Source organism: Lutibacter holmesii (assembly GCF_042679665.1).
GTDB classification, from domain to species: domain Bacteria; phylum Bacteroidota; class Bacteroidia; order Flavobacteriales; family Flavobacteriaceae; genus Lutibacter; species Lutibacter holmesii.
Genome location: NZ_JBHTMV010000009.1, coordinates 70,407 through 92,384, shown reverse-complemented (window position 1 = coordinate 92,384; position 21,978 = coordinate 70,407). Strand labels below are relative to the sequence as shown.

Annotated in this window: 19 protein-coding genes; 13 read left to right on the top strand and 6 right to left on the bottom strand. The window is 31.9% G+C overall.

Annotated elements, in window-relative coordinates; translation table 11 throughout:
* Positions 1 to 2 precede the first annotated feature (2 nt).
* From ACFQ5N_RS12895 to ACFQ5N_RS12870, 6 genes are all read right to left on the bottom strand, one after another.
* Positions 3 to 1,130 carry a DegT/DnrJ/EryC1/StrS family aminotransferase gene (locus tag ACFQ5N_RS12895; RefSeq protein WP_386810057.1) on the bottom strand — a complete coding sequence of 376 codons (1,128 nt, stop codon included), beginning with the start codon at positions 1,128 to 1,130 and terminating at the stop codon, positions 3 to 5.
* An 86-nt stretch (positions 1,131 to 1,216) separates the two neighbouring features.
* On the bottom strand, positions 1,217 to 2,104 hold the full coding sequence (gene cysM, locus ACFQ5N_RS12890) for a cysteine synthase CysM (RefSeq protein ID WP_386810056.1): 888 nt from the start codon (positions 2,102 to 2,104) through the stop codon (positions 1,217 to 1,219).
* A 2-nt stretch (positions 2,105 to 2,106) separates the two neighbouring features.
* Positions 2,107 to 2,862 carry a serine O-acetyltransferase gene (locus tag ACFQ5N_RS12885; RefSeq protein ID WP_386810055.1) on the bottom strand — a complete coding sequence of 252 codons (756 nt, stop codon included), beginning with the start codon at positions 2,860 to 2,862 and terminating at the stop codon, positions 2,107 to 2,109.
* Between the two features lie 80 nt (positions 2,863 to 2,942).
* The gene (locus tag ACFQ5N_RS12880; protein WP_386810054.1) at positions 2,943 to 3,677 is read right to left on the bottom strand and encodes a nitroreductase family protein; all 735 of its coding nucleotides are present in this window, start codon (positions 3,675 to 3,677) and stop codon (positions 2,943 to 2,945) included.
* A 75-nt stretch (positions 3,678 to 3,752) separates the two neighbouring features.
* Positions 3,753 to 4,868 carry a 3-isopropylmalate dehydrogenase gene (gene leuB / locus ACFQ5N_RS12875; protein ID WP_386810053.1) on the bottom strand — a complete coding sequence of 372 codons (1,116 nt, stop codon included), beginning with the start codon at positions 4,866 to 4,868 and terminating at the stop codon, positions 3,753 to 3,755.
* 30 nt (positions 4,869 to 4,898) lie between these two features.
* On the bottom strand, positions 4,899 to 6,074 hold the full coding sequence (locus tag ACFQ5N_RS12870; RefSeq protein ID WP_386810052.1) for a 2-isopropylmalate synthase: 1,176 nt from the start codon (positions 6,072 to 6,074) through the stop codon (positions 4,899 to 4,901).
* 150 nt (positions 6,075 to 6,224) lie between these two features.
* On the opposite strand from ACFQ5N_RS12870, the gene ACFQ5N_RS12865 reads away from it, so the two are divergent.
* The 13 genes from ACFQ5N_RS12865 (at position 6,225) to proB (ending at position 21,978) form a co-directional block, all read left to right on the top strand.
* Positions 6,225 to 7,769, top strand: coding sequence for a hypothetical protein (locus ACFQ5N_RS12865; RefSeq protein WP_386810051.1), 1,545 nt, complete (start codon positions 6,225 to 6,227; stop codon positions 7,767 to 7,769).
* A gap of 525 nt (positions 7,770 to 8,294) precedes the next feature.
* Positions 8,295 to 9,977: a dihydroxy-acid dehydratase gene (ilvD, locus tag ACFQ5N_RS12860; RefSeq protein WP_386810050.1), complete on the top strand. Its 1,683-nt coding sequence runs from the start codon at positions 8,295 to 8,297 to the stop codon at positions 9,975 to 9,977.
* A 4-nt stretch (positions 9,978 to 9,981) separates the two neighbouring features.
* The gene (ilvB, locus tag ACFQ5N_RS12855) at positions 9,982 to 11,715 is read left to right on the top strand and encodes a biosynthetic-type acetolactate synthase large subunit (RefSeq protein ID WP_386810048.1); all 1,734 of its coding nucleotides are present in this window, start codon (positions 9,982 to 9,984) and stop codon (positions 11,713 to 11,715) included.
* Between the two features lies 1 nt (position 11,716).
* Positions 11,717 to 12,238, top strand: a complete 522-nt coding sequence (gene ilvN / locus ACFQ5N_RS12850) for an acetolactate synthase small subunit (RefSeq protein WP_386810045.1) — start codon at positions 11,717 to 11,719, stop codon at positions 12,236 to 12,238.
* Positions 12,239 to 12,257: 19 nt separating this feature from the next.
* The gene (gene ilvC, locus ACFQ5N_RS12845; protein WP_386810044.1) at positions 12,258 to 13,730 is read left to right on the top strand and encodes a ketol-acid reductoisomerase; all 1,473 of its coding nucleotides are present in this window, start codon (positions 12,258 to 12,260) and stop codon (positions 13,728 to 13,730) included.
* A gap of 19 nt (positions 13,731 to 13,749) precedes the next feature.
* Positions 13,750 to 15,015, top strand: a complete 1,266-nt coding sequence (ilvA, locus tag ACFQ5N_RS12840) for a threonine ammonia-lyase IlvA (RefSeq protein WP_386810398.1) — start codon at positions 13,750 to 13,752, stop codon at positions 15,013 to 15,015.
* 248 nt (positions 15,016 to 15,263) lie between these two features.
* Entirely contained in the window at positions 15,264 to 15,878 is a 615-nt protein-coding gene (locus ACFQ5N_RS12835) for a GNAT family N-acetyltransferase (protein ID WP_386810042.1), read from the top strand.
* 7 nt (positions 15,879 to 15,885) lie between these two features.
* Positions 15,886 to 17,067: an argininosuccinate synthase gene (locus ACFQ5N_RS12830; RefSeq protein WP_386810040.1), complete on the top strand. Its 1,182-nt coding sequence runs from the start codon at positions 15,886 to 15,888 to the stop codon at positions 17,065 to 17,067.
* 2 nt (positions 17,068 to 17,069) lie between these two features.
* The gene (gene argC / locus ACFQ5N_RS12825; RefSeq protein WP_386810038.1) at positions 17,070 to 18,047 is read left to right on the top strand and encodes an N-acetyl-gamma-glutamyl-phosphate reductase; all 978 of its coding nucleotides are present in this window, start codon (positions 17,070 to 17,072) and stop codon (positions 18,045 to 18,047) included.
* Positions 18,048 to 18,089: 42 nt separating this feature from the next.
* Positions 18,090 to 18,884, top strand: coding sequence for a pyrroline-5-carboxylate reductase (proC, locus tag ACFQ5N_RS12820; protein ID WP_386810036.1), 795 nt, complete (start codon positions 18,090 to 18,092; stop codon positions 18,882 to 18,884).
* A 9-nt stretch (positions 18,885 to 18,893) separates the two neighbouring features.
* A complete protein-coding gene (locus tag ACFQ5N_RS12815) occupies positions 18,894 to 20,024 on the top strand; it encodes an aspartate aminotransferase family protein (protein ID WP_386810034.1) in 1,131 nt (376 codons plus the stop codon).
* 3 nt (positions 20,025 to 20,027) lie between these two features.
* The gene (locus ACFQ5N_RS12810) at positions 20,028 to 21,218 is read left to right on the top strand and encodes a glutamate-5-semialdehyde dehydrogenase (RefSeq protein ID WP_386810033.1); all 1,191 of its coding nucleotides are present in this window, start codon (positions 20,028 to 20,030) and stop codon (positions 21,216 to 21,218) included.
* Entirely contained in the window at positions 21,202 to 21,978 is a 777-nt protein-coding gene (gene proB / locus ACFQ5N_RS12805; protein WP_386810031.1) for a glutamate 5-kinase, read from the top strand. Before ACFQ5N_RS12810 ends, proB begins: the two co-directional genes overlap by 17 nt.

Here is a 21,978-nt window from a genome sequence, read left to right as displayed (position 1 = left end):
AATTATTTGATAAAATTAATGATGGTTGTGGTTATAAATTCTAATTGTTCTTCATCTAATTCAGTATGCATAGGTAAAGAAATTACGGTATCAATTAACTGGTTGGTAACTTTAAAGTCATCTTCATTATATCTCTCATCCATATATGCTTTTTGACTGTGCAATGGTACTGGGTAATAAATTGCATTTGGAATGCCATTATCTAATAAATGTTGGTGTAATTCATTACGTTTACCGTTTAAAATTTGCAACGTGTATTGGTGAAAAACGTGTGTTGTAAATTCACTAATTACTGGTGTTACAATATTTTTATTGTTTTCAAAAGCTTTTGAATATGCTTGTGCAGCTTTTCGTCTTGCATCGCAGTATTCATTTAATAAAGGAAGCTTTATACCTAAAACAGCTGCTTGTAAACTGTCAAGTCTTGAATTTACACCTACAACATCATGATAGTAGCGTTTGTACATTCCGTGATTTACCATTCCTCTAATGGTGTGTGCTAATTCGTCGTTGTTTGTAAATATTGCACCACCATCACCGTAGCATCCTAAATTTTTAGAAGGGAAAAATGAAGTAGTTCCTACGTGACCCATAGTACCTGCTTTCTTTTTAGTTCCGTCTTTAAAAGTATAGGTTGCACCAATTGCTTGTGCAGTATCTTCAATTACAAATAAGTTATGCTCTTTTGCAATTTCTAAAATAGCTTCCATATTAGCACATTGTCCAAATAAATGAACTGGCACAATTGCTTTTGTTTTTGGTGTAATAGCCTTTTTTAAAGCATTGATGTCCATATTAAAAGTGTCTTTTTCAACATCAACTAATACAGGTGTTAATTTTAAAAGAGCAATTACTTCAACTGTTGCAGCAAAAGTAAAATCTACTGTTATTACTTCATCTCCTGGTTGCAAACCTAATCCCATCATTGCTATTTGCAAGGCATCGGTTCCGTTTGCGCAAGGAATTACGTTTTTAATATCTAAATACGTTTCTAAATCTTTTTGAAAAGCATGGACTTGTGGTCCATTTACGTAGGCTGATGTATTTAAAACGTCTTGTAATTGTGTATCTACTTTATCTTTAATTTTTTGGTATTGACCTTGTAGGTCAACCATTTGTATTTTTTTCATGGTAAGAAATTATGTAATTCTGCTAACAAAAATACAATAAATGGCCGTCTAAAACAATGATAATCAAAGAATACTACGACATCGTTTTATTCAAATAAATCTGAAGATAAATAGCGATCTCCACGGTCACAAATAATAGCTACAATAACACCTGAATCTAAGGTTTTAGCAAGTTTTAAAGCTGCGGAAACTGCTCCGCCACTGCTCATTCCTGCAAAAATTCCTTCTTCTTTTGCTAATTTTTTAGTCATTTCTCTAGCTTCAGTTTCGCTAACTTCTATAACTGTATCTACTTTTGAAGGATTAAAGATTTTGGGTAGAAACTCTGGAGACCATTTTCTAATTCCTGGTATTTTAGAATTATCAGTAGGTTGTGCTCCAATAATTTGAATGTTTTTGTTTTGTTCTTTTAAAAAGGTTGAAGTTCCCATAATGGTACCTGTGGTTCCCATTGCTGAAACAAAATGTGTTATTTCTCCATCAGTGTCTTTCCAAATTTCAGGACCTGTAGTTTTATAATGAGCTTTCCAATTATCTTCATTAGCAAACTGATTTAATAAAATGTATCCTTTTTCTTCTACCATTTTTTCAGCATAAGCTCTAGAACCTTCAATTCCAATATCTGAAGAGGTTAAGGTTACTTTTGCCCCGTATGCTTGCATTGTTTGTACACGTTCTTTTGTAGAGTTTTCAGGCATTACCAATTCAATATGAATACCAAATTGCTGTGCAATCATAGCAAGTGCAATACCTGTGTTTCCACTTGTAGCTTCAATTAAATAATCTCCTTGCTTTATTTCTTTTCTTTCAATTGCTGAAGCAATCATATTGTAAGCAGCTCTGTCTTTCACACTTCCGCCAGGGTTGTTTCCTTCTAATTTTAAATGCAACTCAACGCCTTCCTTCACTAAAATATGTTGTGATTTTACTAAAGGTGTGTTTCCAATAAAATTAAATAAATTCTTACTTTTCATAATTATTTTTTTTGTTTTAATCTTATTTCAGCTTTATGGTATACTAAGGAATTTTGCGGAATAGATTCTGTAATCCAAACGTTACCGCCAATAATACTGTTTTTACCTATAACAGTGTTTCCTCCTAAAATAGTAGCATTGGCGTAAATAGTTACGTGGTCTTCTACGGTTGGATGACGTTTTACATTTTGTAATTGTTTTGATACTTGCAGCGCACCTAAAGTTACCCCTTGATAAATTTTAACGTGATCTTTAATTAAACAAGTTTCACCTATAACTGTTCCTGTTGCGTGATCAATAAAAAATGATTTTCCAATTGTAGCGCCAGGATGAATATCAGTACCTGTTTTGCTATGTGCGTATTCACTCATTAATCTTGGAATTAATGGCGTGTTTAATAAATGTAATTCATGGCTAAAACGGTAAATGGCAATGGCGTAAAACCCTGGGTAAGCCATATAAACTTCTTCAATATTATTTGAAGCTGGGTCATTGTTTACCAGTTCTTGAGCGTCTAAATTTAAGTTTTCTAATATTTCAGGTAATTCAGACAAGAATGTTTTCCAGATTGTGCCACAAGAATCTTCATCTACTTTACAAGCTAACTTGTAAATTTCTTCAAAATCAATTTCTAATTGTTCAATATTTTTAGCAACGCATGTATCTGCATCAAATAACGTTTGAAATAAGTTATCTGTAAACTTTTCAGTTTTCTTTTTTAGGCTGAAATTTAAATGCGGTCGATTTTTACTCGACATTATTTTGTTAATAATGCTTTCTTTTGCAGTCATACTATTAATGCGTTTTCTTATTCTTTGTCGTGATTTTTATTGATACATTACCATTGTTTGTAAACTTCTTCAAATGGTATTCTAAAGCGCTCTCCATAAACTCCTTCTGGTTTTTTAATTCCGCAGGAAATCACCATGTTTATTTCGCTTCCAAATGGTAAATTTAGTATTTTTTTAATACGAATTGTATCTGCGCCTTCCATTGGGCAAGTATCGTATTTTTGTGCAGCCATACTTAACATAAAAGTTTGAGCAGCTAAACCGGCAGATTTATGTGCTACTATTCGCATATCTGAATTTCGTAATTGTCTGTAACTTGGTTTAAAAAAACCGGTTAACCACGAAACGCCATATTTTAAGCAACCTAAAATACCTAAAAAATCGGTGTAAATAAATGGAATTAATTTTTGATAGTAATTTAGCGCGAATTTTTCTCGTGAAGAATAATCGCTTTTTGGTTTGTTTCCAAATGTTTTTATAAGCTGTTCAATATTTGCTTTTGCTCTTTTTTTCCATAAATCTTTTCGAACAACTACAATAACCAATTGTTTTGCTGTTTTTGCTGCATTTTGGTTTAAGCAAGCTACAGCAAGTTGGTCAATTATTTTTTGAGAAGTTATATGGTGAAATTCCCATAATTGCATATTACTGCTTGTAGGTGCTAAAGTTGCTTGCTGAATACATTTTTTTACAGTTTCAGTATCAATTTCTTTTGTTTGATCATAAACCCTAACTGAGCGGCGATATTCAATAGCATTTTCAATACTTGTATTGTTTTCCATAATGGGTAAATCTACAAAAAACTACACCCAAAACTTGTAAAAATTTTGGGTGTGGTTTTATTAAATTGTTAAGTGTTAAATAATGGTTGATTGTCCTAAATCAATATTATTTTTATTGTAAAATGTGTTTTCATCATCTAAAATAAAATCGCTTAAAAAATTTCCAACATTGGTGGTTGAAAAGTAATTTGTTGCATTTAAATCAGGTGTTGTAATATTTAATTCAATTGATTTTTCAACTGCAGCCCTAATTTCTTCGGCTTCATCATATAATTGAAAATGATCTAAAAGCATAGCGGCAGATAAAATTGAAGCTAAAGGATTTGCAATATTTTTTCCTTTGGCTTTTGGAAACGAACCGTGAATTGGTTCAAATAAAGCTGTTTTTTCTCCAATAGAAGCTGATGCTAATAAACCAATTGATCCTGAAATAACACTTGCTTCGTCTGATAAAATATCACCAATTAAATTTTCAGTTAAAATAACGTCAAACTGCGTAGGCTTTAAAATTAATTGCATAGCAGCAGTATTTGCGTACAAAAAATTAAGTTGAATACTTGGGTAGCTTTTAGATATTTCTTGTACACGCTTTCTCCATAATCTAGAAGTTGCAAGTACATTTGCTTTGTCTATTAACGTTAATTTTTTTCTTCTAGATTTTGCTGCTTTAAAGGCTAAGTGTGTAATTCTATCAATTTCTTTTGCTGAATAAGTACAAGTATCAGTGGCTTCTTGTTCGTTTTTGCTAATTTTTTTTTCACCAAAATAAATACCTGATGTTAGTTCCCTGTAAATAACAAAATCGGTGCCTTTAACAACTTCTTCTTTTAAGTTTGACTTATGAAGTGAAGACTCATAGGTTTGTACCGGTCTAATATTTGCAAATAAATCAAGCTCTTTTCTTAATCTTAAAAGTCCTTGTTCAGGTCTAATATTAGCGTTTGGATCATGATCATGTACAGGTTCACCAATAGAACCAAACAAAATAGCATCCGCTTCCGAACAAATTTTTAAAGTTTCGTTAGGAAGCGGATCGCCGTTTATTTTCATGGCAGCTGCTCCAATAGCAGCTTTGGTATATTTAAAGTTATGGTTGTATTTTTCAGCAATAGCATTTAAAATTTTAACTGCTTGCTGAGTTACTTCTGGTCCAATTCCGTCACCTGGAAGTAATGCTATATTTAAATTCATAAATTAAATATACAATTTTTCCTGAAAGAATTAGATGGAAATACGTGTTTTAGTAATTTGGTTTAATTCCATTAAGTGATGAATGTCTTCATCATTTACTTCTTTGTGGTGATCTGCAAATTGTAAAAATTGTGGGTATATGTCGTCTAATTGGATTTTAGTTAAATCATAACCAACATTTTTTGCACGGTATGCTAATGCTGCTCTACCGCTTCTTGCTGTTAAAACAATTGAAGATTCGGTAACACCAACATCTGCAGGATCCATAATTTCATATGTTTCACGATTTTTAATAACACCATCTTGATGAATTCCAGAGCTATGTGCAAAAGCATTTTCACCAATAACAGCTTTGTTTGGCTGTACCATCATTCCCATACTTTCTTGCACTAGCAAACTAGTATCGTATAATAATTTGGTATTAACTCCAGTATCTAAATTTAAATAAGGGTGTTGTTTTAAAATCATAACAACTTCTTCTAGTGCGGTGTTTCCTGCACGTTCACCAATACCATTTATGGTACATTCAATTTGGCGTGCCCCGTTTTGAACACCTGCAATGGCGTTTGCCGTTGCTAAACCTAAATCGTTATGGCAGTGACAAGATAAAGTTACATTGTCAATACCTTTTACATTTTCTTTTAAGTATTTTATTTTTGCTCCATATTCATCTGGTAAACAATATCCTGTTGTGTCAGGAATGTTTAAAACGGTAGCACCCGCTTTAATAACATTTTCTAAAATACGGGCTAAATATTCATTATCTGTTCTTCCAGCATCTTCTGCATAAAATTCAACATCTTCCACAAACTTTTTTGCGTAAGCAACGGCATCATAAGCGCGTATCATTATCTTTTCTTGTGTTGAGTTAAATTTATAACGAATATGTGATTCTGATGTTCCAATTCCAGTATGAATTCTTGGACGTTTGGCATATTTTAAAGCATCTGCTGCTACATCAATATCTTTTTGGTTTGCTCTAGTTAATCCACAAACCGTTGCATTTTTCACTAATTTTGAAATAGCTGTAACCGAATCAAAATCTCCAGGACTTGAAATTGGAAACCCAGCTTCAATTACATCAACTCCTAAAAGATCTAGGCGCTCTGCAATCACTAATTTTTGTTCAGTATTTAACTTACAACCAGGGACCTGCTCACCATCTCTTAAGGTTGTATCAAAAATTTGGACTCTATTTTTACTCATTTCTGATTTTTTTTTATCACTTTTGGAAAGTCAAAAATAAAAGTATAGTATTCTTATGGTTTGGTATAATAGGGTGTATTACTATATTCAAGTTGTTGGCTTTGTATTTAAGTAATTGATATTCAGCAATATAAAAATATTTTTATTACAATGGCTATTGAGCAAAAAGATTCACTTTTTACTTTAGTGAAATCACTTTCTAAATCTGAAAAGCGCCAATTTAAACTGTATGTGGGTAGATTGGGTGGAAATTCAGAGGCAAACTTCATGTCTTTGTTTAATTTATTAGATAAAGTTGCTAGCTATAATGATGAGCTTATTTTAAAAAAAACCAACATAAAAAAACAGCAAATATCAAACACTAAAGCACATTTGTACAAACAAATTTTAGTGAGTTTGCGTTTTAATCCTGTACACCAAAATGTGAAAGCTCAAATCAGAGAACAATTTGATTTTGCATCTATACTATATAGTAAAGGATTGTATAAGCAAAGTTTGAAAATACTGGACAAAGCCAAAGATTTAGCTTTAAATAATGATGAAAATAATTTAGCCTACGGAATTGTAGAGTTTGAGAAAATTATTGAATCGCAATACATTACTCGAAGTATGAGTAATAGGGCTGATGAACTTTCAGAACAAGCTAAAGAATTAAGTTTAAAAAATGTGCGAACTAGCAAATTGTCAAACCTTTCATTACAGTTGTATAGTTTATTGTTGAAGCAAGGTTATGTAAAGGATGAATCTGATTCAAATCTTGTAAATGAATATTTTGAAAAACGCTTGCCTAAATATAAATTGTCTGAATTAGGTTTTATGGAAAAGCTTTTTTTATACAAAGCACATTTATGGAAAAGTTTAATTTTACAAGATTTTGTTTCTAGCTATAAATATGCGCAAAAATGGGTAGACTTATTTGAAGGGTCTCCTGAAATGAAAAAGCAAAACACTGTTTTTTATTTAAAAGGATTAAATTACCTATTAGAGTCGTTGTTTTTAATTAGACATAAAGCAAAATTTAAAAACGTAGTAGACACTTTTAAGTTTGATATTGATGAACGTAATATTACTTTAAATGAAAATACGTTAACCTTAGCATTTTTATATTACAACCAAAATAAGCTAAACTCTTATTTTATAAATGGAAACTTTACCGAAGGTTTAAAGTTTATACCTATTCTAGTTTTAGAACTTCAAGATTATAAGGCAAAAATAGATCCACACCATATAATGTTGTTTTATTATAAAATAGGCTGCATGTTTTTTGGAGCTGGAAAAAATGAAGAATGCATTGTTTATTTAGAGAAAATTATAAACAATAAAGATTTAAAAATGCGAGAAGATTTATTGTGTTTTTCTCGAGTTTTAAATTTAGTGGCTCATTATGAAGCGGGAATTGATTATAATATTGAGAAGCTTATAGTTTCTACCTATAAATTCTTGCTAAAAATGAACGATTTGCACGATGTTCAACGAAAAATGATTGCGTTTTTGAAGAACCTAAGCAATATTTATCCACAGGATTTACGAAAAGAATTTAAAAAACTGCATAGTGAATTAATAAAATACCAAGATCATCCTTATGAAAAAAGAGCATTCTTGTATTTAGATATTATTTCTTGGTTAGAGAGTAAAATACAAAATTCAACTGTTGAAGAAATTATTCGACAAAAAGAGAAAAATAAAATACATTAAAACAGTGTTTTTAAATAAAATTTTACATATTTGTAGTAATTAAAATGAAAAAAATAAGTGTCAATATCGTTTCTATTAATGTCTCTGTGATTATTTCATAGGAAGCATAGGAATGTTGTTGAATTATATAAAATATTTAAACCTTCCTAATTTGTTTTAGGAAGGTTTTTTGGTGAAAAAGGTATTATGAAAGTAAACATATTAAAAAGTAACAATTTAATTCAGGTCATTATAGTCTGCTTCAAAAGTTGATACAAGTTTGTATGTTTAAAAAAAACAAAACCTGTATCCGAAAAAATGATGCAGGTTTTTTTTATTCTATAATCATTGTAAAAAAAACAAACCTAATTCACTTATTATTAATGGTTTAGGTTATTTAATTTAAATGTGGCTATTGTAAAAAAAGTAAATGAAAAAATGTTAAAAGAAATAGCTAAATTAAATTTGTATCTTGTTGTTAAAGAATCAAATAGAATCAAATTATTTTGATAATAATTTAATGTAATTTGAAAAACGTTAAAAATAATGCAATTAAATAAGTATAGTAAAAGAGTAACTCAAGATCCAACGCAACCAGCAGCAAAAGCAATGATGTATGGTGTAGGTTTAACGGATGCTGATATGAAGAAACCTCAAGTTGGAATTGCAAGCACTGGTTACGATGGTAATCCGTGTAATATGCATTTGAATGGTTTGGCAGGTTTTATTCAAGAAGAAGTGAATAAAAACGAGCTTGTTGGGTTAAAGTTTAATACTATTGGTGTTAGTGATGGTATTTCAATGGGAACTTCAGGAATGAACTATTCTTTACCTTCACGTGATGTTATTGCAGATTCTATTGAAATAGTTATGAATGCGCAAAGTTATGACGGTTTAGTTACTGTTGTAGGTTGCGATAAAAATATGCCAGGAGCAATTATGGCAATGTTACGTTTAAATCGTCCATCATTAATGGTGTACGGTGGTACAATTGCTTCAGGAAATTATAACGGAAGAAAATTAAATATTGTTTCTGCATTTGAGGCTTTAGGTCAAAAAATTGCAGGAGAAATTTCAGAAGAAGAATATAACGAAATTATAAAAAACGCTATTCCAGGAGCAGGTGCTTGTGGAGGTATGTATACAGCAAATACAATGGCATCATCAATTGAAGCTATGGGGTTTGCATTGCCTTACAATTCATCAATTCCTGCAGAAAATCCACATAAAGAGTCTGAAAGCGAACGTATTGCTGCAGCTATAAAAAACTTACTAGAGTTAGATTTAAAACCGTTGGATATTATTACAAAAAAATCCATTGAAAATGCAGTAGCTTTGGTAAATGCTTTAGGAGGTTCAACCAACGCAGTATTGCATTATTTAGCAATTGCGCATGCGGCAGAAATTGAATTTACTTTAGAAGATTTTCAACGAATTAGTGATAGAACACCATTAATTGCCGATTTAAAACCAAGTGGTGAATACTTAATGGAAGATGTTCACGGAGTTGGTGGTACGCCGGCAATTATGAAGTATCTATTAGAAGAAGGTTTTTTACATGGTGATTGTATGACAATTACTGGTAAAACATTGGCTGAAAATTTAGCAAATGTTGAAGCAGTTAAATTTGAGAAAAATCAAGATGTTATTTATCCTGCAGATAAAGCATTAAAATCTTCAGGGAACTTACAAATATTATTTGGAAACTTGGCGTCTGAAGGAGCAGTAGCAAAAATTAGTGGTAAAGAAGGAAATTTGTTTGAAGGAAAAGCTGTGGTTTTTAATAGTGAGCAAGAAGCAAATGACGGAATTGGCGCTGGTAGAGTTTCAAAAGGTGATGTTGTTGTAATACGTTATGTTGGCCCTCGTGGAGGTCCGGGAATGCCAGAAATGTTAAAGCCAACTTCAATGATTATGGGTGCTGGTTTAGGTAAAACAGTTGCGTTAATAACTGATGGGCGTTTCTCTGGAGGTACACACGGTTTTGTAGTTGGGCACATTACGCCTGAGGCACAATCAGGTGGTGTTATAGGTTTGGTTGAAGATGGTGATATCATTAAAATTGATGCAACTACAAATTCGATAAATGTGTTGGTTTCTGAAGAAGAATTAGCCAAAAGAAAAGCAAAGTGGGTAACACCTGCGCCAAAACATAAAAAAGGAATATTATATAAATATGCTAAAACAGTTTCTTCTGCTTCAGAAGGATGTGTTACAGATAAATTTTAAGAGTATGAAAACATTAAATAAAGAAGCTCAACAAAAACAAACAGCAGTAACTGTTAGAATTTCAGGTGCTGAAGCTGTTATCAAGTGTTTGTTAGAAGAAGGAGCAGATTTAGCTTATGGGTATCCAGGCGGAGCAATTATGCCTGTGTATGATGAAATTTATAAATATCAAGATAAGTTTCACCACGTATTAACGCGTCATGAACAAGGAGCAATACACGCATCTCAAGGATTTGCACGTGTTACCGGAAAACCAGGAGTGGTATTTGCTACTTCGGGTCCCGGAGCAACAAATTTAGTCACAGGAATTGCTGATGCACAAATAGATTCTACACCACTTGTTTGTATAACAGGGCAAGTAGCCTCTCATTTATTAGGTTCTGATGCATTTCAGGAAACCGATATTATTGGTATTTCAACACCTGTTACAAAATGGAATTACCAAATAACTGATGCTTCTGAAATTCCCGAAGTAATTGCAAAAGCATTTTATATTGCAAAATCTGGTCGTCCAGGTCCTGTGTTAATTGATATTACAAAAGATGCACAATTTGGAGAGTTAGATTTTTCATACAAAAAATGTGAAAAAATAAGAAGTTATAAAGCAGTACCTGATTTAGATAAAGAAAAGTTGAATGAAGCGGCTACTATTATAAATAGTGCTAAAAAACCATTAATTGTTTGGGGTCAAGGTGTAATTCTTGGAGGCGCTGAAAAAGAGTTTAAAGCGTTTATTGAAAAAACAAATATCCCTTCAGCTTGTACAGGTTTAGGTCTTTCGGCTTTAGAAACATCCCATCCACTACATGTTGGAATGGTAGGAATGCACGGTAATTATGCGCCAAATGTATTAACAAATTCTTGTGATGTGTTAATTGCAATTGGGATGCGTTTTGATGATCGTGTAACAGGTAATTTAGCTACCTATGCAAAACAAGCAAAGGTTATTCATTTTGAAATTGATCCTGCTGAAGTTGATAAAAATGTAAAAACAGATGTGGCTGTAGTTGCAGATGTTAAAGAATCTCTAGTTGAAATTATGAAGCTTGTTGAAGAAACAGAGCATAAAGAATGGATGCAAGAGTTTAAAAAGTTATATGATATTGAGCATGAAACTGTAATTCACGATCAATTAAATCCTACCAAAGAAGGATTGACAATGGGTGAAGTTTTAGGAGGTATTAATAAAGAATCAAATGGTGATGCGGTTATAGTTTCAGACGTTGGTCAACATCAAATGTTTTCTTGGCGTTATGCCAATTTTAACAAAACTAGAAGTAATGTAACTTCAGGTGGATTAGGAACTATGGGATTTGGTTTGCCAGCTGCAATTGGAGCAAAAATGGGAGCGCCAAATCGTGAAGTTGTTGCAATTATTGGTGACGGAGGTTATCAAATGACTTGTAATGAGTTGGGTACAATTCTTCAAACAAAAGCTGCAGTTAAAATTGTAGTTTTGAACAATAGTTATTTAGGAATGGTTCGCCAATGGCAAGAATTATTTTTTGATAAGCGTTATGCTTCTACAGAAATGTTAAGTCCAGATTTAATTAAATTAGCCGGAGCTTATGACATTGAAGCAAAAAGAGTATCAAAACGTGAAGATTTAGATGCGGCAATTCAAACAATGATGGCTTCAAAAGAAGCGTACTTTTTGGAAGTTATTATTGAACAAGAAGACAATGTATTTCCAATGATACCAACAGGAGCAAGTGTTTCAGATATAAGACTAAGTTAAGATGGAAGAAATTAAAAACTATACAATTTCAGTATATACAGAAAACAATGTAGGGATATTAAACCGCCTTTCAGCAATATTTTTAAAGCGTCATATTAATATTGAAAGTATGACTGTTTCAAAATCTGAAATTGACGGTGTACACAGGTTTACGTTTGTTGTAAATATTAGTGGTACACAAGCACACAAAGTGGTTGGGCAATTAGAAAAACAAATAGAAGTAATACGTGCATTTTTTCATACAGAAGATGAAATTATTTACAATGAAACCGCATTGTTTAAAATTTCAACAGAACATTTGTATAATGAAGAAATTCAAGAAAGAATGAAATTTAGAAGAGCTCATATTATTGCAATAACAGAGCGTTACTTTGTAATTGAAGCCTCAGGTTTAAAAGAGGATATAGACAATATGTACGACAAATTAATGCCGTATGGATTGTTGCAATTTGTACGTTCAGGTCGTATTGCAATTACAAAGCCAAAAATGGCAATATCAGAATTATTAGCAGAATTTAATTAAACAGAATAAAGATAGAGAAATGGCAAATTATTTTAACACACTTTCATTAAGAGACAAATTAGATCAATTAGGAAGATGTAGATTTATGGATTCTTCAGAATTTGGAGAAGGTGTAGAAGCTTTAAAAGGGAAAAAAATTGTAATTGTTGGTTGTGGAGCTCAAGGTTTAAACCAAGGTTTAAATATGAGAGATTCTGGTTTAGATGTTTCATATACATTAAGACCAGCTGCAATTGCTGAAAAAAGACAATCATTTATAAATGCAACTGAAAATAATTTTGCAGTTGGAACATATGAAGAAATGATTCCTACAGCAGATTTATTAATCAACTTAACTCCAGATAAACAACACACAGCGGTTGTATCTGCAGTAATGCCTTTAATGAAAAAAGGAGCAACATTATCTTATTCTCACGGTTTTAATATTGTAGAAGAAGGTATGCAAGTTCGTGAAGATTTAACTGTGATTATGGTAGCACCAAAATCACCAGGATCTGAAGTTCGTGAAGAGTATAAAAGAGGATTTGGAGTACCAACATTAATTGCTGTACACCCAGAAAATGACCCTGAAGGAAAAGGATGGGATCAAGCAAAAGCATATGCAGTTGCAACTGGAGGACACACTGCTGGTGTATTAGAATCTTCATTTGTTGCTGAGGTAAAATCTGATTTAATGGGTGAGCAAACTATTCTTTGTGGTTTGTTACAAACAGGATCAATTTTATGTTTTGATAAAATGATTGCTGAAGGTGTTGATGCAGGTTATGCTTCAAAATTAATTCAGTACGGTTGGGAAACTATCACTGAAGCTTTAAAGCACGGTGGAATTACAAATATGATGGATCGTTTATCAAACCCAGCAAAAATTGCTGCGTTTAACGCTTCAGAAGAATTAAAAGATATTATGCGTCCATTATTCCAAAAACATATGGATGATATTATGGAAGGTGAGTTTTCTAAAACAATGATGGAAGACTGGGCAAATGATGATGTGAACTTATTAACTTGGAGAGCTGCTACTGGTGAAACTAATTTTGAAAAAACACCAGCTGGTGATGTTGAAATTTCTGAACAAGAATATTTTGATAACGGAGTTTTAATGGTTGCAATGGTAAAAGCAGGTGTAGAATTAGCTTTTGAAGCTATGACTGAGTCTGGAATTATTGATGAGTCTGCTTATTACGAATCATTACACGAAACACCATTAATTGCAAATACAATTGCTCGTAGAAAATTATACGAAATGAACAGTGTAATTTCTGATACTGCTGAGTATGGCTGTTATTTATTTGATCACGCTTGTAAGCCGTTAATTGAAGATTACGTTAAAAAAGCACCAAGTAATTATGTTGGAAGAGCTTTTAACGATGGTGGAAATGGTGTAGATAATAAAGAGTTAATTGAAGTAAATGATGCTATTAGAAATCACCCAGTTGAAGAAATTGGAGAGTTCTTAAGAGCTTCTATGACAGCAATGACAAAAATTGTTTAATCAATTTAAGCATATTTAAATTTTGAGTGAAACTATTAAAAATAGACTTTCATTAGAGAAAATTTATAAAGCTCAACAGAGCATTAAAGGAGTTGTGCAAACAACTCCTTTAGTTTTTATGAAAAATTTCTCCGAAGAATATCAAGCAAATATCTACTTTAAAAGAGAAGATGTTCAAGTAGTACGTTCTTATAAAATACGTGGTGCTTATAATAAAATTCAAGGGTTAAGCAAAGAAGAGCTTAAAAAAGGAATTGTTTGTGCAAGTGCCGGAAATCATGCGCAAGGTGTTGCATATGCTTGTAAAAAATTGGAGGTGTCTGCCGTAATTTTTATGCCGGTAACCACACCTCATCAAAAAATTGAACAAGTTAGAATGTTTGGAGGTGAGTTTGTAGAAGTACGCCTTTTTGGTGATAGTTTTGACGATAGTCAAAATGCTGCCGATGAATTTTGCAAAGCTAAAAATAGCACATTTGTACATCCGTTTGATGATTTAGATGTTATTGCAGGTCAAGGAACCATTGGTTTAGAAATTTTAAATGATGTTGATACGGCTGTAGATTATTTGTTTTTGCCAGTTGGTGGAGGCGGATTGGCTTCAGGAGTAGGAAGTGTTTTTAAAGAATTAAGTCCTTCAACCAAAATAATTGGTGTTGAGCCAAAAGGAGCTCCTTCATTAACAGTTTCCTTAGAAAAAGGAGCAAATACAACCTTAGATGAAATTGAAAAATTTGTTGATGGCGCTGCCGTTAAACGAATGGGAGATATCACTTTTAATTTTTGTAAAGAATTGTTAGATGGAACAGATACTATTTGTGAAGGTTTAACCTGTGCAACAATTTTAAAGGTGTACAATGAAAATGCATTGGTGGTTGAACCAGCAGGAGCACTATCTATTGCAGCTTTAGAACAACATAAAGAGCAAATTAAAGGTAAAACAATAGTTTGTATTGTAAGCGGTGGTAATAATGATATTACCCGAATGGAAGAAATGAAAGAACGTGCATTGCTTTATAGAGGTTTAAAGCACTATTTCATTATTAAGTTTCCACAGCGAGCAGGAGCGTTAAAAGAATTTGTGGTTGATGTTTTAGGTGAGACAGATGATATTGCATATTTTGAATACACGAAAAAAAATAATAGGGCTGAAGGTCCTGCAATTGTTGGAATTGAATTAAAGTCTAAAAAAGATTTTGACCCTTTAGTTGAGAGAATGAAACAAAAAGGATTTTTAGGAGAATATTTAAATGACAATCCTGAATTGTTTCAATTTTTAATTTAAGAAAAAGACAAGAATTTTGATGTTAATAATGGATAGCATATAGAGGTAAATTGTAAATTATTCAACAAAATGTATTTTGAAAGAATAATTTTTGTAATATTGTAGTAATGAAAACAAACAATTTACATACTACAATTGTACGCTTGTTCCCTCGCCGCCCCTTGCGGGCTTAAATATCTATTGAATTCGGTGCGTCCGTTTTCCCCTTTAAAAACATCAATAAATAAATTTTAATTAAAAAGTAATCAATGAAAGTTGTTATTGCTAATATGTCGCATATTAAATATGCTGAAATAATTTGTGAAACCATTCAAGAATCTGCAAAGGTTCGAGGTACCGGTATTGCTGAAAGAACTCCAGACTATATTGCAAAAAAAATAAGTACCGGAGATGCCGTTATTGCTATTGAAGATGATCAGTTTGCTGGTTTCTGTTATATAGAAACTTGGGACAATAAATCGTTTGTGGTAAATTCTGGTTTAATTGTGCATCCTAATTTTAGAAATCAAGGGTTAGCAAAAACAATTAAAAAGAAAATTTTTGAATACTCTCAAGAGAAATATCCAGAAGCTAAAATTTTTGGTATCACTACCGGACTGGCAGTGTTAAAAATTAATTACGAGTTAGGCTATCAGCCTGTAACTTTTTCTGAATTAACTACTGATGAGGCTTTTTGGGACGGTTGTAAAACCTGTAAAAATTATGATGTTTTAACAAGAACAGATCGTAAAATGTGTTTGTGTACAGGAATGTTATACAATCCTAAAAATAATAATAAAGCTGAGGAACGCAAATACGATTCTAAAGTATTAAGTAGATTAAAAAAAATTAAACAAGCATTATTTCTAAAGAAGAAAAAATAAGAAAATCATGGAAAAAGTTGTAGTTGCATATAGTGGAGGTTTAGACACATCATACTGTGTAAAATATTTACAAAACGAATTAAATTTAGAAGTTCATAGTGTTTTAGTTAATACGGGAGGTTTTTCAGAAGAAGAACTAAAAGTAGTTGAAGCTAAGGCGTATGATATGGGTGTAAAATCACATACAAACCAAAATATCTTAGATATTTATTATGATAAAGCCATAAAATATATGGTGTATGGTAACGTATTAAAAAACAATACATATCCTTTATCGGTAAGTGCTGAAAGAGTATTTCAAGCTATAGAAGTTGTAGAGTATGCTAAAAGTATAAATGCTAAATATATTGCACACGGTAGTACCGGTGCTGGAAACGATCAAGTGCGTTTTGATATGATTTTTCAAACTTTAGCTCCAAATATTGAAATTATTACACCAATTAGAGATTTAAAACTATCTAGGCAAGAAGAAATAGCATATTTAAAAAAGCACGGAGTAGATTATCCTTGGTCTAAAGCAAAATATTCTATTAATAAAGGAATTTGGGGAACAAGTGTTGGTGGTGTTGAAACCTTAACATCTCACCAAGCATTGCCTGAAAGCGCATACCCAAGTCAGTTAGAAAAAACTGAGCCTACAGATATTAAATTACATTTTGAAAAAGGACAATTGGTAGGAATGAATGATGAAATGGATTCTTCAGTAAATACTATTTTAAAGTTGGAAGCCATTGCTTCAAAATACGCAATTGGAAGAGATATTCATGTTGGAGATACTATTGTTGGTATTAAAGGTAGAGTTGGTTTTGAAGCTGCCGCAGCAACGGTAATTATTAAAGCACATCATTTATTAGAAAAGCATGTGCTTTCAAAATGGCAACAAAATATGAAAGAAGGTTTAGGAAGCACGTATGGAATGTTATTGCATGATGGTCAATATTTTGAGCCTGTAATGCGTGATATTGAAGCCTTTTTAACCAATTCTCAAAAAACAGTAACGGGTGAGGTTTTTGTAACGCTAAAGCCGTATCATTTTAGTTTAAATGGTGTTGAATCTAAACACGATTTAATGAAGTCTAAATTTGGAGAGTATGGTGAAGCTAACAAAGCTTGGAGTGCAGAAGATGCCAAAGGGTTTATTAAAATATTAGGAACAGCAAATAAAATTTATCACAGCGTAAACTCGTAAACATGATTAAAATAGGAATAGTTGGAGGAGCAGGATATACTGCAGGAGAATTGATTAGATTGTTGGTAAATCATTCGCAAGTTGAATTAGATTTTGTGTATAGTACTTCAAATGCTGGAAACTATATTTATCAAGTGCATCAAGATTTATTAGGAGCGTTAGATTTAAAATTTACAAGTGAAATAAATTATAATGTAGACGTGTTGTTTTTGTGTTTAGGTCACGGAAATTCTACGGCTTTTTTAGAAAAAAATAGCTTTTCAAATAACACTAAAATTATTGATTTAAGTAATGATTTTAGATTGAACAACGATATGGTTTTTCAAGGCAAAGAATTTATTTATGGTTTGCCGGAGTCAAATAAAGAAGCGATTGTAAAAGCAAATAATATTGCAAATCCTGGTTGTTTTGCAACAGCCATTCAATTGGCTTTATTGCCATTAGCTAAAGCAGGTTTGTTAAATAGTTCCATTCATATAAATGCAACTACGGGAGCAACCGGAGCTGGAGTTTCACCAGGAGCCACAACACATTTTGCTTGGAGAGATAATAATTTTTCAGTGTACAAAGCTTTTACACATCAACATTTAGGTGAAATTGGTGAAAGTTTAGTTTCGCTTCAAAATAATTTTAAAGAAGAATTATTCTTTATTCCAAATAGAGGAAATTTTAGCAGAGGAATTTTTGCTTCTATTTATTTGAAATTTGAAGGAAGTATTGAAAAAGCATACGAATTATTTGAAGATTATTATAAAGATGCGGTTTTTACACACGTTTCAAAATCTCCAATTAGTTTAAAGCAAGTTGTAAATACAAATAATTGTTTTTTGCATTTACAAAAACACGAAGGAATGTTATTAATAACTTCTGAAATAGACAACCTTTTAAAAGGAGCATCAGGACAAGCAATAGAAAATATGAATTTAATGTTTGGTTTAGATCAAACAGAAGGTTTAAAATTAAAAGCAACAGCATTTTAAATACATAAAAGAACGTAATCACAACTCAACTAAAAAAACACCATGAAAATAGCAGTAATAGGAACAGGAAATTTAGGGTATTCCATAGCCATGGGAATTTTAAGTCAAGAAAATTTCAAGCTTAAAAATTTGTACCTAACAAAAAGGAACTTAGATTCATTAAAAAATTGGGGTAAGTTACCAAATGTTAAAATATCAACAGATAATAAAAAAGCGGTTCGCTTTTCTGATGTTGTTATTATTGCTGTTCAACCAAAACAATTACAAGGCGTATTAGAGGAAATTAAAGGAACTTTAAATCCTAAAAGACATACAGTAATTTCAGTTGTAACAGGGCGTACAATTAGTGAAATTGAAGAGGTGATTGGAAGTGAATTCGCGGTGATTAGAAGTATGCCAAATACAGCTATTTCTGTGGGACAATCTATGACTTGTTTAAGTGGAAATGAGAAAGGAATGGGCAATGCTGAAATTGCAAAATCTATTTTTAGTTCTGTTGGAGAAACAATGTGTATTGATGAAAAATTAATGCAAGCGGCTACAGTGATTTGCGCAAGTGGAATTGCTTTTTGGATGCGTTTAATTAGAGCAACAACTCAAGGAGCAGTGCAGCTTGGTTTTGATGCTGAAGAGGCGCAAGAACTGTCTATGCAAACAGCGTTAGGTGCTGCTAGTTTATTAATAAAATCTAGAAGTCATCCAGAGCAAGAAATAGATAAAGTAACTACGCCAAGCGGGTGTACTATTGAAGGATTAAATGAAATGGAACACCAAGGATTAAGTTCGTCATTAATTAAAGGTTTAGTAACTTCTTTTGAGAAAATTAACCAAATATAAAATTGAATTATGGAATTATTTGATGTTTATCCGTTGTACAATGTTACACCTGTAAAAGCTAAAGGTGCTTATGTTTGGGACGATAAAGGAACAAAATATTTAGATTTGTATGGAGGTCACGGAGTGATTTCTATTGGGCATACACATCCTAAATATGTGAATGCATTAACCGCACAATTAAATAATATTGGGTTTTATTCTAACTCAATTCAAAATCCGTTGCAAAAAGAATTAGCTCAAAAATTGGGTGAAATTTCTTCTTGTGAGAATTACAATTTGTTTTTATGTAATTCAGGAGCTGAAGCCAATGAAAATGCTCTAAAATTGGCATCTTTTAAAACTGGTAAAAGCCGAATTATCTCTTTCGCTAATTCGTTTCACGGTCGTACTTCAGCGGCTGTTGCAGCTACCGATAATAAAAATATTAATGCTCCAATAAATTTACAGCAAGAGGTAACTTTTTTACCGTTGAATGAAATAGATTTGGTAATTCATGAAATAGGAAAAGGTGATGTTGCGGCTGTAATTATTGAAGGAATTCAAGGTGTTGGTGGTTTAGATGAAGGAACAACAGCTTTTTTTAAAGAAGTAGAAAAGGTATGTGGTAAAAACAATGTTTTTTTAATTTTAGATGAAATTCAAAGTGGTTACGGTAGAAGTGGTAAATTCTTTGCATTTCAACATCACGGTATTCAGCCAGATATTATTACTACTGCAAAAGGAATGGCAAATGGTTTTCCAATTGGAGCCGTTTTAATACAGGATAAGCACGAAGCTAAATACGGAATGTTGGGTACAACTTTTGGAGGAAATCATTTGGCGTGTACCGCAGGAATTTCTGTTTTAGATGTGCTTCAAGAAGAAAAGTTAATTGCTAATGCCAACGAAGTTTACCAGCATTTTTTACAAGAAATTGCCACTATTCCTCAAGTAAAAAAAATAAAGGGAAAAGGATTAATGTTAGGTGTTGAATTTGATTTTGAAGTTGGAGAATTAAGAAAAAAACTCATTTTTGACAAGCATATTTTTACAGGCGGTTCAAGCAATAAAAATTTGTTAAGAATATTACCTCCTTTAAACATTACAAAAGAAGAAATAAGTCAATTTATATCGGCTTTAAAAGAAGTTTTAAATTCATAAGTTATGATGCTTTCAATAAAACAACGAAATTCTATTCTATCAAGAATGGCTTCTTTAATTAAAGAAGAAAGTAGTGCTATTTTAGCAGCTAACAAAAAAGATTTAGAAGCTTATTCAGGCGGAGATATTGCAATGTTTGATCGTTTAAAAGTAGATGATGCTAAAATTGAAGGAATGATTGTTTCTTTGGAACAATTGGTTGCAGATTCTGACCCTTTAGGGAAAGAGTTGTATAATTTCACTCATGAAAATGGCATGAACATTGTAAATAAAACGGCTCCGTTTGGAACCATTTTAATTATTTATGAGTCTAGACCAGATGTTACGGTTGAAGCTGGTGGAATTGCCTTTAAATCTGGAAATAAAATATTGTTAAAAGGAGGCAAAGAATCTTTAAATTCAAACTTAAAGATTGTTGAACTTTGGCACAAAGCGTTGACTGAAAATGAAGTGTCAACTTCTTGGGTTGAATATTTAAATTATGATAGAGTTAAAACTCAAGCATTTTTAGAAAACCCAACACAAAAATTAGATTTAATTGTGCCGCGTGGAGGTGAAAAATTAATTGCTTTTGTAAAGCAACATGCGACGTGTCCTGTTATTGTGAGCGGAAGAGGGAATAACTTTGTGTATGTTGATAAAGAAGCCGATAAGGAATTGGCAATGAATATAATTATCAATGGAAAAACGGCTAAAATTTCGGCTTGTAATGCAGTAGATAAAGTTATTATAAATGAAAATTTACCAAATAAGGAAGCTTTTATTCAAGATTTAATTCAGCAATTGAATGAGTTTAAAGTTGAAATTTTAGGCGATGCACAATTATCAGAATTTGAAGGAGTTGCTGCTTTTGAGAATGAAGATATTTGGTTTGAAGAATTTTTAGATTACAAAATTGTGTTGGGAAGTGTAGTTTCATCAACAGAAGCAATTGAAAAAATTAATAAATACGGCGGAGGGCATTCAGCAGTGATTGTAACTAAAAGTAAAAAAGAAGCTGAATTCTTTATGGAATCGGTAGATTCTGCAGCTGTATATCAAAATGCATCCACTCGTTTTACTGATGGAGGTCAGTTTGGTTTAGGTGGTGAGTTGGCAATAAGTACAGATAAATTGCATCATAGAGGACCAATGGGATTACACCATTTGGTAACAAATAAATGGTACGTTTTTGGTAATGGGCAAATCAGATAAAAAAAGGATTTTATTAAAAATTGGTTCAAACGTTTTAACAAAAGAAACCAATCAAATTTCTAGAGGGAAATTAGAAGATATTGCACGTCAAATTGCTGCTTTAAAAGATACTTATGAGTTTATAATTGTTAGTTCTGGAGCTATTGCTGTGGCAAAACAATTTGTAGAATTAGAAAGTGATGGAAAACCAATAAATGTAAAACAAGCGTTGGCATCTATTGGGCAACCACATTTAATGCGTATTTTTCATGAAAATTTTTGGGAGCTAGGTTTGTTAACATCTCAATGTTTATTGTCGTACTCCGATTTTAAAAAGAGTGACTCTAAAAAAAATATAAAAAACACCATTAACGTATTAATTGAGAATAATTATATTCCTATTATAAACGAAAATGACACTGTTGCAACTGATGAAATTAAATTTGGAGATAATGATAAATTATCAGCGTTAACAGCTTCATTGTTAAAAGTTGATTTGTTAATAATTGCAACCAATACCAATGGAATTTATACTAAGAAGTCTATGGGTAGTGAGCATAACGAAACTATTAATGAAACTTCTAACATAGCAACTTTAAAAGAACAAATTCAAGCCTCAATTTCATTACATGGAACAGGAGGAATGGCAACAAAAATTGCCGCTGCTGAAATTGCACAAGATGCAAAAATTGAAACGTGGATTGTAAATGGTTTAAACGATAATTTTATTGTAGATGCTCTTTCAAATAAAACACAATTCACCAAAATAATTACAAAATAA

Bases quoted from the DNA above. Each gene is read 5' to 3' on its own strand.
- ACFQ5N_RS12895 (WP_386810057.1), bottom strand. From the start codon at position 1,130: ATGAAAAAAATACAAATGGTTGACCTACAAGGTCAATACCAAAAAATT.
- cysM (WP_386810056.1), bottom strand. From the start codon at position 2,104: ATGAAAAGTAAGAATTTATTTAATTTTATTGGAAACACACCTTTAGTA.
- ACFQ5N_RS12885 (WP_386810055.1), bottom strand. From the start codon at position 2,862: ATGTCGAGTAAAAATCGACCGCATTTAAATTTCAGCCTAAAAAAGAAA.
- ACFQ5N_RS12880 (WP_386810054.1), bottom strand. From the start codon at position 3,677: ATGGAAAACAATACAAGTATTGAAAATGCTATTGAATATCGCCGCTCA.
- leuB (WP_386810053.1), bottom strand. From the start codon at position 4,868: ATGAATTTAAATATAGCATTACTTCCAGGTGACGGAATTGGACCAGAA.
- ACFQ5N_RS12870 (WP_386810052.1), bottom strand. From the start codon at position 6,074: ATGAGTAAAAATAGAGTCCAAATTTTTGATACAACCTTAAGAGATGGT.
- ACFQ5N_RS12865 (WP_386810051.1), top strand. From the start codon at position 6,225: ATGGCTATTGAGCAAAAAGATTCACTTTTTACTTTAGTGAAATCACTT.
- ilvD (WP_386810050.1), top strand. From the start codon at position 8,295: ATGCAATTAAATAAGTATAGTAAAAGAGTAACTCAAGATCCAACGCAA.
- ilvB (WP_386810048.1), top strand. From the start codon at position 9,982: ATGAAAACATTAAATAAAGAAGCTCAACAAAAACAAACAGCAGTAACT.
- ilvN (WP_386810045.1), top strand. From the start codon at position 11,717: ATGGAAGAAATTAAAAACTATACAATTTCAGTATATACAGAAAACAAT.
- ilvC (WP_386810044.1), top strand. From the start codon at position 12,258: ATGGCAAATTATTTTAACACACTTTCATTAAGAGACAAATTAGATCAA.
- ACFQ5N_RS12835 (WP_386810042.1), top strand. From the start codon at position 15,264: ATGAAAGTTGTTATTGCTAATATGTCGCATATTAAATATGCTGAAATA.
- ACFQ5N_RS12830 (WP_386810040.1), top strand. From the start codon at position 15,886: ATGGAAAAAGTTGTAGTTGCATATAGTGGAGGTTTAGACACATCATAC.
- argC (WP_386810038.1), top strand. From the start codon at position 17,070: ATGATTAAAATAGGAATAGTTGGAGGAGCAGGATATACTGCAGGAGAA.
- proC (WP_386810036.1), top strand. From the start codon at position 18,090: ATGAAAATAGCAGTAATAGGAACAGGAAATTTAGGGTATTCCATAGCC.
- ACFQ5N_RS12815 (WP_386810034.1), top strand. From the start codon at position 18,894: ATGGAATTATTTGATGTTTATCCGTTGTACAATGTTACACCTGTAAAA.
- ACFQ5N_RS12810 (WP_386810033.1), top strand. From the start codon at position 20,028: ATGATGCTTTCAATAAAACAACGAAATTCTATTCTATCAAGAATGGCT.
- proB (WP_386810031.1), top strand. From the start codon at position 21,202: ATGGGCAAATCAGATAAAAAAAGGATTTTATTAAAAATTGGTTCAAAC.